Origin of the sequence: Thermomonospora cellulosilytica (genome assembly GCF_014138835.1) — a bacterium.
Lineage (GTDB): Bacteria > Actinomycetota > Actinomycetes > Streptosporangiales > Streptosporangiaceae > Thermomonospora > Thermomonospora amylolytica.
This window is the reverse complement of sequence record NZ_JACJII010000001.1, coordinates 4,187,411-4,199,856: the sequence shown is the minus strand read 5'-3', so window position 1 is coordinate 4,199,856 and position 12,446 is coordinate 4,187,411. Positions and strand designations below refer to the sequence as shown.

Genomic DNA, 12,446 nt, shown 5'->3' with positions numbered 1-12,446 from the left:
CGCATCAGCCTTCACCCGACCTCAAGGCCGGAGCCGGTCGGCATTCCGGTGGCAGCAGGACTCGCGGCGGACCAGGACGGCCAGGACGCACAGGTCCAGCACTCCGCGCAGCCATTGGCCGCGTCGTTCATGATCCACGCGCGACAAGCCAGCACGGCTACCTAGATAGCGCCGCAAACTAGTCGGAATCCGTCCGGGGTCAGTGCCGGTGCGGGCCGGTGTCGGTGCGGCGGCGCCGGCGGACCAGGGTGCGGGTCGGGGTGCGGGGGATGCGGATGGCCGAGCGGCGGACGATCGGGCGGCGGCGCCCGGCCGGGCGGTGCACCACGGGCCCCTGCCCGGCGGCGCGCAGCTCGTCGATCAGGCGGTCGAGGTGGACCAGCAGCTCGCCGTGCAGCGGCCAGTGGCCGGGGTCCTCGCGCAGCAGTCCGCCCAGTTCGTCGCGGCGGCGCCGGGCCTCCGACAGGCAGCCCTCCAGGTCGGCGGTGCGGCGGACGGCGTCGTCGGCGGTGGCCGCGGTGGCGGCGCGGGTGTAGAGGATCGTGCCGCACGACAGCTCGCGCAGGGTGGCGGCCAGCCGGTCGCGCACGTCGGCCTCCCACATCTGCGCGCCGAGGCCGGTGCGGTCGGCGTGCACCAGCGAGGTGCGGTCGGCCATGGAACGGGCCAGCCCGCGGATGCTCACGGCCGCGTGCTCCAGGTGCTCCAGCGCGATCCGCAGCACCGGGCCGGGCCGGTCGGCCGGGCCGACCCGGCTGCGCGGGTTGAGCCGGGCGCTGTCCTCGGCCTCGGCCAGCGCCCGGTCGACCTCGCGGATCTCCCGCGCCAGGCCGCGCGAGCGCTCCAGCCAGCGGTCGGTGGTCCTGCGGTCGGGCTCGGCGTCCAGCCCGTCGGCCATGTGCTCCAGCAGCGCCCCCATCGACCGGCCGAGCTCGGCGACGGCCTCGGCGGCGGGCCGGACCCGGACCGGGGAGGCCAGCAGCCCGGCCGCCATCCCCACGCCGGCGCCGACCAGCGTCTCGATGATCCGGTCCAGCGCGGCGGTGTCGCTGCCGAGCTGCAGGATCAGCATCGCGCTGATCGGCACCTCCAGCATGTGGTCGCCCAGCCGCAGCAGATGCCCCAGCGCCAGCGCGGCGGCGATGGTCACCCCCAGGCTCCACCAGGTGAAGCCGATCAGGTCCACCAGCACGACCGCGACGATCACCCCGGCGGTGACGCTGACGATCCGCTGGACGCCGCTGCGCAGCGTCTGGAACAGCGAGACCTGCACCACCAGCAGCGCGGTCAGCGGGGCCAGCACCGGCGCGGACACCTCCAGCAGCCACAGCGCCAGCAGATACGCCGCCACCGCCGTCATCACCAGCCTGGCGATGGCGACGGCGGCGGGCTGCGCCTTGCGGACGGCGATCCGCAGCAGCCGCGGCGAGGCGGCGGTGCGGACGCGGTGGCGTACGGCGGAACGCACGGGCACGATGCGGGAACCTCATGGGGACGGGGTGTGGTCGGACAGGCCGGAATCAACGACCTTGTATGTCCAATTCACCACCGTTCGCCCGGTATTCCCGATCGCGCGGCGGGTGTCAGCGCTTGACGCGCACCTCCCGCAGGCTCTCCACCGGGTGCTCGCCCTCGCTCTGCAGGCGGTACTCCTGGCCGAACATCTCGCGGTGCTCGTCGATGACGCGCTCGCTCGGCGGCTTCTCGTCGCCGTGGATGGCGTTCTGCATCCGCTCGAACCGCTCGTGCGCCTCGCGGACGTACCCGGCGCCCAGCGTGGTCAGGTCCAGCTGGGTGGCCAGCAGCTGGCGGATGTACTCCTTGTTGGGCTCGAAGGTGACCGGCGGCGGCAGCTCCCGGGCCAGGATCGACTCCGGCTCGCGCCCGTCGTGCTTGCGCATCATGTCGCAGGCCAGCCGCAGGTGCTCCAGCTCCATGTTGAGGTGCAGCTCCCAGATGGCCTTCACCTTCGGGTCGCTCTCGGTCTCCATGAACGAGTGGTACATGTAGCACTCGTTGTACTCGTGGTTGACCAGGCGCTCGTACCAGGTCTCGCCGGGGTCGACGAGGGACTCGTAGTGGGTGACGTGCTCCTCCTCGATGAGGCCGATCTCCTGGTAGAGCTGGCGCGCGATCGGCTCCATGTACTGCGGGCCGACGTTCATGTAGAAGTTCATGGTCTGCTGCTCGGCCGCCATGACGGTCAGCGCGTGCAGCTTGGAGATGGGCTCGGCCTGCGTGCGGTCGTAGGGGGTGCGCACGTTGTCCATCGGGTGCCGGTGGTGCATCATCGTCGGCCGGCCCGGGATCACCTCGGTGAGGTTGTCGACGATCTTCTCCGCCTTGCGGTGCTCGATCATCTCGTACAGGTTGGCGTACCGGTACAGGTGGTCGAAGTCCTCCAGGACGCCGAACTCGTAGGCCTGCTTGAGGTAGGGATCGGGCTCCATCCGGGCCACCCACCCGGTCAGGTCGACGGCCACCTGCTCGTAGGCGATGGTCGTCTCCAGCACCGAGGCCTGGCCGGGCAGCAGCCAGTTCACGGTCTTCTGCTGCTGCTGCTCGATGTAGCGGACCTCGGCGAGCTGCTGCTTGACCTCCATTTCCGGACAGACCCGGGAGAAATGGTGACTGAAGAAGATCGCCTCGGTCTCGATGCCGTTCATCGTGATGATGCGGCATTTGGTGTAGGGGTCGGCGCGATCGGGGTCGACGGGCTCGACGTTGAGCTCGCGCCAGTTGCGCAGTTGCCGGTCCAGCGGGATGCCTCGGTGTTCCAGCGGGTTGAACGTCATCGTTTCGCTACACCTCACCTGTGTCGTCGGGTCGCTCGCCCGCCGTACCCGGAGATCGGCAGCGCTCACCCATTCGCCCCGCAAATTTGATTTGGACGCGGACGCGCGGTACCGCGGGCATGACCCCGGTCTGCACCGGGTAGGGGGCCGCGCGCACCCGATGCCCGATCTGAGGAGTGAGGCAATGGCCCAGGCGCCGACGCTGACCAAGAACGACGTGATCGACCTGCTGGTGGCGCAGCACGCGCAGATCCGGGACCTGTTCGCCGAGACCCTGGAGTCCACCGGCGACCGGCGCAAGGACGCGTTCCGGCGGCTGGTGCGGCTGCTGGCCGTGCACGAGACCGCCGAGGAGGAGATCGTCCATCCGGTGGCCCGCCGCAGCCTGCCCGGCGGCGAGGGCATCGTCGACGACCGGCTCAGGGAGGAGCGCGAGGCCAAGGAGCTGCTGGCGGAGCTGGACGGGATGGACGTCCACGACCCGCAGTTCCTGCCCAAGCTGGACAAGCTGCGGATCGCCGTGCTGACCCACGCCCGCTCGGAGGAGCGGTACGAATTCTACCGGCTGGTCGCCGAGTTCAGCGACACCCAGCGCGCCGCGATGGCCCGCGCGGTCAAGGCCGCCGAGGCGACCGCTCCCACCCACCCGCACCCGGGCACCGAGAGCGCGACGGCCAACGTGCTCGTCGGCCCGCTGGCCTCGATGGTGGACCGCATCCGCGACATCATCCGCAAGGACTGAGGCCCGGCCCGCCGGCTTCTTTCAGCGGGGGAACTGCGGTTCGGCGGGCGGGACGCCCTTGAGGGTGTGGAAGCCCCGCACCCCGGCCACCAGCAGCGTCCCGTCCCACAGCCGGGCCGCCTCCTCCCCCGTGGGAACGCGGGAGATCACCGGCCCGAAGAAGGCGGTCCGGCCGCCGCCGGGGGTGGTCGCGGCGATGATCGGCGTTCCGACGTGGTCGCCGACCAGCCCGACGCCCTCGGCGTGCGAGGCCCGTACGAGGTCGTCGTAGTCGGTGCCCTGCCCGGCCTCGAACAGCTCGGTGGGCAGCCCGGCGGCGGCCAGGGCGCCGGTCAGCTCGCCCATCCAGTCGCCGTTCTCCCGCGCCTGTGACCACAGGGCCCGGTAGAACCGGCCGAGGGCCTCGTGCCCGTGGTGGCGGGCGACGGCCGCGCAGATGCGGACCGGCACCCACAGCCATCCCTCGGGGTCGCCCTCCGGGTCGTCGTCGCGGCCCTCGTTCAGCACCGACAGGCTCATCACGTGCCAGCGGATCTCCACCGGGCGAACCTCGGCCACTTCCAGCAGCCAGCACGTGGTGAGCCAGGTATAGGGACAGGAGGGGTCGAACCACAGATCCGCGATCGTCTTGTCCGCCACGGCCCCACAGTAGGGCGAGGCGGGCCGCACGGCATCCCCGGCGCGAACCGGGCGGCGAATCGGACGGCAAGCCGGAGCAGGTTTCGGACTCGCCGAGCACGGTCACTATCCGTCACACGGAGTGATCGCTTCCGTACGCTTTGCATCGGGGGTTTCTCAGGCGATGAAGACGATCAACAGCGCGCGGCCCTGGACGGTGGCCGCGGGCTCGACGGCGGCGGTCACCGCCGCCCTGGTCACGGCCGGCCTGGTGATCAAGGAGATCGCCGGGCCGGAACTGCACGTGGCCGCCGTCCGGGACGGGGCGGTGCTCAGCCGCGAGGAGGCGCGCGTCCAGACGGTCGCGGTCACCACGAACGAGCCGGGCAAGGTGCGGGTCCGGCTCGACGGGCGGCCGCTGGAGTTACGCGCCCACGGCGGCAGGCTCGTCGCCGACCTCGGCCCGCTGCCGGAGGGCGAGCACGAGCTGACCGTCACCGCGCCCGGCGGGCTCCCCCTGACCGGCGGCAACATCACCCGCAAGTTCCGGGTGGACGCCACTCCGCCGTCCATCACCGTCGACGCGCTGCGGCCCGCCACGCGCGACGGGCAGCCGGCGCGCCTGCAGGCCCGTTCGCTGCGCGAGCCGTTCACCCTGACCGGCCGGGTCCGCGGCGCGACCCGGCTGCTCAGCGAGGGACGCCCGGTCGAGCTCGGCGAGGAGGGCCGGTTCACGCTGCGGTACCGGACACCGCCGGACGCGGTGCGGCTGACCGCCTACGACTCCGCCGGGAACCGCCTCGACCAGCGCATTCCCGTCGTCGTCCCGCATCCGGAGATGCGCGCGGTGCACGTGACCGCCCTGGCGTGGGCGTCCGAGCCGCTGCGCAACCGGGTGCTGACGATGATCCGCGAGGGCCGGATCAACGCCGTCCAGCTCGACATCAAGGACGAGGACGGCATCGTCGGCTACGCCTCGCAGGTCCCGCTGGCCCGCGAGGTCGGCGCGGCCCGTCCCATCTACGACGCCCGCAAGGCCATCGACCAGTTGCACGCCATGAACGTGCGGGTGGTCGGCCGGATCGTGGCGTTCCGCGACCCGCAGCTGGGCCGGGCGTCCTGGAAGGCGGGCAAGCGCGACCGCCTGGTGCAGACTCCCGGCGGCGGCGCGTACGGGGCGCACTACGGCGCCCAGTCGTTCACCAACCTGGCCGACCCCGAGGTCCGCAGGTACAACATCGACCTGGCGGTGGAGGCGGCCAGGCTCGGCTTCGACGACATCCTGTACGACTACGTCCGCCGTCCCGACGGGCCGCTGAAGTCGATGCGCTTCCCCGGCATCAAGGGGTCGGTGGAGGACAACGTGGCGTCGTTCGTCGCCGAGACCCGCCGGCTGGTCCGGCCGCACGGGGCGTTCCTGGGGGCCTCGGTGTACGGCATCGCCGCGACCCGGCCGCTGGAGATCGGCCAGGACATCACCAAGATCGGCAAGCACGTCGACTACGTGGCGCCCATGCTGTACCCGTCGCACTGGGCGTCCGGCGAGTTCGGGATCGGCAACCCCAACGCCCAGCCGTACAAGACGGTCTACGCCTCGATGCTGACCTTCCACAAGGTGCTGCGCGGCACGTCGGCGCAGGTCATCCCGTGGCTGCAGGACTTCTCGCTGGGGCACTCGTACGGGAACGCCGAGGTCAGGGCGCAGATCGACGCCGCCGCCAAGACCGGCAGCCCGTCGTTCCTGCTGTGGGACCCGTCCTGCCGCTACCACCCGGGGGCCCTGGAGCCCCGGGAGAACTGGAAGAGCGCATGAACGCGACGATGACGCGGCTCGCGGCGATCGTGTCGGCGGGGGCGCTGGCGGTGTCGGCCTGCGGAGGCGCGCCCGAGCCGGTGGGCGACGCCGCCGGGAAGGCCGCGGGGAAGGCCGCGCCCGCGCGGCCCCCGGTGGATCCGGCGTCGGTGCGCGCCAACGAGCTCGGCCGGGTGCCGGTGCTGATGTACCACCAGATCGTGCCCAAGCCCACCACCGTGTACGACCGCACCCCGGCCGACTTCCGGGCCGAGCTGGAACGGCTGGCGCGGGAGGGCTACGTGCCGATCACCGCCGCCGAGTTCGTCACCGGGCGGATCGACATCCCGGCGGGCAGGCACCCGGTGGTGCTGACCTTCGACGACTCGACGATCAGCCAGTTCGCCCTGGGGCCGGACGGCAACCCGCTGCCGGACACCGCGGTCGGGATCCTGCTGGACGTCGCCCGGCGGCATCCGGGGTTCCGGCCGGTGGCGACCATGTTCGTCAACTCGGCCCCGTTCAACGACCCGGACGGGCGGCGGACGCTGACCTGGCTGCACCGGCACGGGTTCGAGATCGGCAACCACACCGCCACGCACGCCAACCTGGGCTCCTCCAGCGCCGCCAAGGTGCGGCAGGAGATCGCGGCCAACCAGAAGGCGATCACCGCCGCCGTGCCGGGGACGACGGTGCGGACGCTGGCGCTGCCGTTCGGGATCAAGCCGAACCCGCCGTCGCTGGCGGTGCGCGGCGAGCACGGCGGGGTCCGGTACGCGCACCTGGGGGTGTTCCTGGTGGGGTCGAACCCGTCGCCGTCGGTGTTCGACGCGTCGTTCGACCCGCAGAACATCCCGCGGATCCGCTCGCAGGGGCCGAAGGGCCAGGACGCGAACTTCGCCTCCACCCGGTGGCTGAACGACCTGGCCTCCCCTGAGGGCGACCGCTACACCTCGGACGGGGACCCGGCGAAGATCTCCTACCCGCGGGGCACGACCGCCCAGGTCGCCCCGGCCTGGCGGAAGCTCGCCCGGCCCTACTGAGCCTTTTCGGCGCCGCCCGCCTGTCCTGGTGGCCTGCCGAAAAGGTTCACCGATCCCATCCGGCGCCGGCCGGTCCGTTCCAGGCGGACCGGCCGGCGTCGTGCTTCTCCTCGAACACGACGTCGCCGAGGGCCGCCCGGACGTTCGCGGTGATCCGTTCCACGTCGCCGCGTTCGCCCTCCGGGAGCGGGGCACCGGCCTCCTCGCGCGCCGCCGCCGCGGTGCCGAGCAGCCGGGCGGCCCTCCCGGGCCGGCCGGCCAGGGCGTGCGCGCCCGCCAGGCCCTCCAGGGCGAGGGCGACCGCGCGGGGATCGCCCGTGTTGCGGGCGGCCTCCAGGCCCTCGGTGTGCAGGGCCAGCGCCGCCTCGGCGTCGCCGCGGAGTTCGGCGACGAAGCCCAGCTCGGCCAGGATCAGCGCCGCCCCGGGGTCGCCGTCGATGCCGCGGCACCAGTCCAGCCAGGCGTTCAGGTGCCGTTCGGCGTCCCGGAGCCGGCCCTGCCGCCTGGCGGCCATGCCCAGCCCCACCTCGGCGAACTGCTCGGCCCTGGGGAGGGCGTGCCCGGCGGCCAGCCGGCGGGCCTCCTCCTGCAACCGGACCGCCTCGGCGTGGTCGCCGGTGAGCATGGCGATCCGGCCGAGCTTGGCGAGCCGGGTGGACGCGTCGACCCGCAGGCCGAACCGCTCGGCGATGCGCAGCCCGTCGCGGTGCAGCCGTTCGGCACGGCGGTAGTCGCCGGTCATCTCGGCGAGGATGCCGAGGACGTCGGTGGCCTGGAGCCTGCCCCAGCGGTCGCCGAGCGCATCGAACAGCGCCAGGCTTTCGCGTCCGTCGCGTTCGGCGGCGGTCAGCTCGCCCCGGAGGTAGCGGTGGCGGGCCTTGACGGTGAGGGCGGCGGCGATCCCCCACCGGTCGCCGGTCTCCCGGAAGCCCTCCAAGGCCCGGTCCACGCGTTCCTCGTTGGCGGCCGGGTCGCCGGATCCCAGATGGGCGAACGCCAGGAACCAGTGCGCCCACGCCCGGCGGCCGGGGTCGCCGAGATCGTCGTGCAGGCGCAGGATCTCGTCGGTGCGGGGGCCGCGGAAGGTGCCGTCGCCTCGGTGCAGGGCCAGGCCCGCCTGCCAGGTCATCGCCTCGGCGCGGGCCGCCGGGTCGCCGCCGTCGAGGGCGAGGGCCGTGCCCAGCAGCCGGACCCCCTCCCCCAGCCGCCCGCGCAGGAACCAGTACCAGGCCATCGCGCACGCCAGCCGGAGCGCCGCGTCGGCGTCGGCGGCGTGGTCGAGGGCGGTACGGACGTTGGCGGACTCCGCGTCGAGGCGTTCCAGCCATTCGCCCTGCCGGGGGCCGCGCAGCCCGGAGGCCGCGCGTTCGGCAAGGTCGGCGTAGTAGTGCAGGTGACGGCGGCGGACGCGGTCCTCCTCGGCGGCCTCGCGCAGCCGTTCGACGCAGTAGGCCGCCACCGACTCCAGCAGCCGGTAGCGGCCGCCGGTCCGGGACGCCAACGAACGGTCCACCAGCCGTGCCAGCACGTCGGCCACGTCCTCGCGGGCCACGCCGTCACCGGAGCAGACCGCCTCGGCGGCCTGGAGCGTGCACCCGTCGGCGTGCACGGCCAGCCTGCGCAGCACCGCGCGTTCCGGCCCGGTCAGCGGCTCCCAGCTCCAGTCGATCATGGCGCGCAGGGTCCGCTGCCGGGCGGGGCCGCCGCGCCGGCCGCCGTCCAGCAGCCGGAACCGGTCGTCCAGCCGGGCCGCCAGTTCGTGCACCTCCAGGCCGCGCACCCGGGTCGCGGCCAGTTCCAGGGCCAGCGGCAGGCCGTCCAGTCCCCGGCAGATCGCGGCGACGGCGGCGGCGTTCCCGGCGTCGAGGGCGAACCCGGGCGCCGCGGCGGCGGCCCGCGCGACGAACAGCCGGACGGCGCTGAACGCGGTGATCGCCGAAGGGTCGGCGGCGTCCCAGGGGCCGGGGGCCCGCAGGGGCGGCACCGGCGAGACGCGTTCTCCCGCCAGGCCCAGGGGTTCGCGGCTGGTGGCCAGGATGCGGACGCCGGGGGCGGCGCGGAGGAGGGCGTCGGCGAGTTCGGCGGCGGCGGTCACGACGTGCTCGCAGTTGTCCAGCACCAGCAGGGACCGCCGGGTGCGGAGCGCGGCCGCCAGCCGGTCGGCCAGGTCGGGGCCCTCGTCGTCGCGGACCCCCAGGACGGCGGCCACGGCCTCGACGGGCCGGGTCGTGGTGGCGAGCTCGACCAGCCACACGCCGTCCGGGTACTCGTGCCGCAGCCGGGAGGCGACCTCGATGGCCAGACGCGTCTTGCCCACCCCGCCGGGGCCGGTCAGGGTCACCATGCGGTGCTCGGCCAGCAGCGCGCGGGTCCCGGCGAGTTCGTCGTCGCGTCCGATCAGCTCGGTCACTTCGGCGGGCAGGTTGGTGCGCGCGGGCCGGGCCGGCGGGTCGAGCGCCGGGTCCTGCCTGAGGATCGCCTGGTGGAGCGCGACGAGCCGCGGACCGGGGTCGACGCCGAGTTCCTCGGCGAGCCGTTCCCGGAAGCGCGCGTACTCGGTCAGCGCGTCGCTCTGCCGTCCCGCCTGGTAGAGGGCGCGCAGGTGGGCGGCGCGGAGCCGTTCCCGGAACGGGTGGTGGACCAGGAGTTCCTCCAGCTCCCCGACCAGTGCGGCGTGCCGTCCCAGCTCCAGCCGGGCCTCGGCGCGGTCCTCCAGCGCGGCGAGCCGCTGCTCCTCCAGCCGGACGGCCGCGGCCCGGGCGAACTCCTCGTCGGCGAAGTCGGCGAACGCCGGGCCGCGCCACAGCCCCAGCGCCTCGTCCAGCAGCGCGGCGCGGTCCGCCGGGTGGGCGGCGCGCCGGGCCCGTTCGGTCAGGTCGGCGAACCGGCGGGCGTCGACCGTGTCGCCGGTGATCTGCAGCGCGTACCCCTGCGGGCGGGTGACCACGAGGTCCCGGCCGCCGGGCTCGGCGTCCTCCAGCGCCCGCCGCAGCTGGGACACCCTGGCCTGCAGCGCCCCGGCGGGATTGGCGGGCGGCCGGTCGCCCCACAGGTCGTCGATCAGGCGGGCGGCGGGCGCGGTCCGGCCGTCGTGGACGATCAGGTCGGCGAGCAGGGCGCGCACCTTGGCCTCGGGGATGGGCGCCCGCCCTCCGTCCCGCGTCCAGACCTCCAGCGGCCCGAGCACCCCGAAGCGCATGCCGCCACGCTAGCCCGTCCGGCGGACCTGAAGCGTTCCCGAAGTGATCCTGAAGCGGCTCCGGCCACCGTGGTCCGGTAACCGGATCACGGAGGCGAGAACTGATGGACAAGGACAACGCCACGCCGGTGTCGGTGCTCGGACTGGGCCTGATGGGGGCGGCGCTGGCCCGCGCGTTCCTGAACGCCGGTCACCCGACGACCGTGTGGAACCGTTCGGCGGGCAAGGCCGACGCCCTGGCGGCCGAGGGCGCGGTGCGCGCGGCCACGGTCGCCGAGGCGATCGACGCGAGCGACCTGATCATCGTGTGCGTGCTGGACTATCCGGTCGTACGGGCGCTGCTGGAGCCGGTGGCCGGCGGGCTGGACGGCAAGACGGTCGTGAACCTCACCAGCGGCACGCCCGACCAGGCGCGGCGGATGTCGACCTGGGCGATCGAGCAGGGCGCCGACTACCTGGACGGCGGCATCATGGCGATCCCGCAGATGATCGCGCAGCCGGAGGCGCTGATCCTCTACAGCGGGTCGCGGCGGGCCTACACCGACCACGAGTCCGTTCTGGGGGTGCTGGCCACCGGCAGGTACGTGGGCACGGACGCCGGGCGGGCGGCGCTGTTCGACCTGGCGATGCTGACGGCCATGTACGGGCAGATCGCCGGATACCTGCAGGGGGTGGCGCTGGTGGACGCGGAGGGCGTCACCGCGGCCGAGATCACCCCGCTGATCGTGTCCTGGCTGAACGCCATGGCCGCGACCCTGCCGCACGACGCCGAGCAGATCGACAGGCGCGAGTACACCACCGACGTGTCCAGCCTGGACCTCAACAAGGCGGGCCTGGCCACCCTGGTCCAGGCGTACGAGGACCAGGGGCTGCCGACGGACGTGCTGAAGCCGATCCAGTCGCTCATCGAACGCCGGGTGGCCGCGGGCCACGGCACCGACAGCCTGGCGGGCCTGATCGAGCTGCTGCGCAAATGAGCGGAGGTCCCGCCGTCGCCCGGTCGCGACGGCGGGACCTTCGTCAGGGATCTCAGCCGTTCGCCGACCGCTTGCGGAGCATGGCCGCTCCACCGGCCAGGGCGGCGACCACCAGCGCCGCCAGGCCGATCCACCACCAGGAGGAGCCGCCGCCCTCGCCGGTCTGCGAACCCGCCGGGTCGGCGGTGGTCGTCGGCGCGGTGCCCTGCGGCGGCGCGGCCTGGGTGGCCGGGGCCGAGGGGGTCGCCCGGCCCTCGACGGTGAACTCGAAGCTGCCGGTGACCGGGTGGCCGTCCTCGGCGACCACCCGCCAGCCGACCGTGTAGTCGCCGGGCGGCAGCGCCCCGGCCAGCGGCTGGGTCACCACGGCGCCCTCGGTGGTCGCCTTGCCGCCCTGGTGCTCGGCGCCGCCCGGGCCGGTCACCACGACCTGCGGCGCGATCGTCTGGTTCACCTCGTCGGTGAAGGTCAGCACGATCTCCGTGGGCGGCGCCACGGTCTGGCCGTCGGCGGGCGAGGACTCCTTGAGGGCGGTGTGCGCCTGGGCGGCCGGGGCCAGGGCCAGGCCGATCAGCAGGGCGGCCAGGAAGGTGGGCAGGAGTCTGCGGGCACGCGTCATCGCGTCCTCTTCTCTCGTTCGGTTCGTTCCGGGGGTCGTCAGATCGTCACGGGCACCGAACGAGAGGGCGGACCCCGCAGGCCCACCGAGTGCCGGATCTGCGTTCCCCGCGGCCGGACCGGCGCCTGGGCGAGGGGCGGCGTCCGGCGGATCGGCGTCGGGACCGGCTCCAGCAGGACGGGGATCCCCGCCAGGGCGAACGCGCCGAGCTGCCGGGCCAGTGACCAGGCCAGCCGTTCGCCCCTGCGCAGCCACCACGCCGCCACGACGGCCGCGGCGAGATGCGCCGACGTCATCCCGGGACCGGTGGCGGCTTCCGCGGCCTGCCCGCCGTGCGCGGCGGGGTGGAACTCCTGCTCCGCCTGCGCGGCCGAGAACAGCGCGTGCAGCCCGAACTGCCCGCCCAGCAGCCCGCCGAGGATCGTGGACAGCGAACGTTCATGGCCTGACAGCACCCAGGCCACCGCCAGCGCCCCCGCCCAGCCGGCCGCCGCGGCGACGGCCGGGACGCCGATCCCGGACGCCGTACCGTGCCCGGTCAGCGTCAGGGCCACGCACACGGCCGCGAAGACCGAGGCGCGCAGCAGGCGGACGGGAGGACGTACGGGCATGACCGTCCCATCATGCCACCCGGGACCGCACCTCCCCTTGTCGAACACGA

The 12,446-nt window shown here is 73.8% G+C and carries 10 protein-coding genes; 4 read left to right on the top strand and 6 right to left on the bottom strand.

From position 1 onward, the window contains the following. Positions 1-199: 199 nt before the first annotated feature. On the bottom strand, positions 200-1,474 hold the full coding sequence (locus tag HNR21_RS19730) for an FUSC family protein (RefSeq protein WP_182706356.1): 1,275 nt from the start codon (positions 1,472-1,474) through the stop codon (positions 200-202). Between the two features lie 109 nt (positions 1,475-1,583). Then, positions 1,584-2,795, bottom strand: a complete 1,212-nt coding sequence (locus HNR21_RS19725) for a hypothetical protein (protein WP_182706355.1) — start codon at positions 2,793-2,795, stop codon at positions 1,584-1,586. 184 nt (positions 2,796-2,979) lie between these two features. On the opposite strand from HNR21_RS19725, the gene HNR21_RS19720 reads away from it, so the two are divergent. Beyond that, a complete protein-coding gene (locus tag HNR21_RS19720; protein ID WP_182706354.1) occupies positions 2,980-3,537 on the top strand; it encodes a hemerythrin domain-containing protein in 558 nt (185 codons plus the stop codon). A 21-nt stretch (positions 3,538-3,558) separates the two neighbouring features. Here HNR21_RS19720 and HNR21_RS19715 read toward each other — a convergent pair whose 3' ends face one another. Next, a complete protein-coding gene (locus tag HNR21_RS19715) occupies positions 3,559-4,176 on the bottom strand; it encodes a mycothiol-dependent nitroreductase Rv2466c family protein (RefSeq protein ID WP_182706353.1) in 618 nt (205 codons plus the stop codon). Positions 4,177-4,339: 163 nt separating this feature from the next. Between HNR21_RS19715 and HNR21_RS19710 the strand changes: the two genes are divergently transcribed. Both HNR21_RS19710 and HNR21_RS19705 read left to right on the top strand, forming a co-directional pair. Next, positions 4,340-5,968, top strand: coding sequence for a putative glycoside hydrolase (locus tag HNR21_RS19710; protein ID WP_119730830.1), 1,629 nt, complete (start codon positions 4,340-4,342; stop codon positions 5,966-5,968). Then, a complete protein-coding gene (locus HNR21_RS19705; RefSeq protein ID WP_182706352.1) occupies positions 5,965-6,990 on the top strand; it encodes a polysaccharide deacetylase family protein in 1,026 nt (341 codons plus the stop codon). Before HNR21_RS19710 ends, HNR21_RS19705 begins: the two co-directional genes overlap by 4 nt. A gap of 46 nt (positions 6,991-7,036) precedes the next feature. Here the strand turns inward: HNR21_RS19705 and HNR21_RS19700 are convergent, their stop codons facing one another. Continuing rightward, on the bottom strand, positions 7,037-10,189 hold the full coding sequence (locus HNR21_RS19700) for an AfsR/SARP family transcriptional regulator (protein WP_182706351.1): 3,153 nt from the start codon (positions 10,187-10,189) through the stop codon (positions 7,037-7,039). 104 nt (positions 10,190-10,293) lie between these two features. On the opposite strand from HNR21_RS19700, the gene HNR21_RS19695 reads away from it, so the two are divergent. Beyond that, positions 10,294-11,166 carry an NAD(P)-dependent oxidoreductase gene (locus HNR21_RS19695; protein ID WP_182706350.1) on the top strand — a complete coding sequence of 291 codons (873 nt, stop codon included), beginning with the start codon at positions 10,294-10,296 and terminating at the stop codon, positions 11,164-11,166. Positions 11,167-11,218: 52 nt separating this feature from the next. Here the strand turns inward: HNR21_RS19695 and HNR21_RS19690 are convergent, their stop codons facing one another. Both HNR21_RS19690 and HNR21_RS19685 read right to left on the bottom strand, forming a co-directional pair. Beyond that, the gene (locus HNR21_RS19690) at positions 11,219-11,785 is read right to left on the bottom strand and encodes a copper resistance CopC family protein (protein ID WP_182706349.1); all 567 of its coding nucleotides are present in this window, start codon (positions 11,783-11,785) and stop codon (positions 11,219-11,221) included. 38 nt (positions 11,786-11,823) lie between these two features. After that, positions 11,824-12,396, bottom strand: a complete 573-nt coding sequence (locus tag HNR21_RS19685; protein WP_182706348.1) for a hypothetical protein — start codon at positions 12,394-12,396, stop codon at positions 11,824-11,826. Positions 12,397-12,446: the final 50 nt, after the last annotated feature.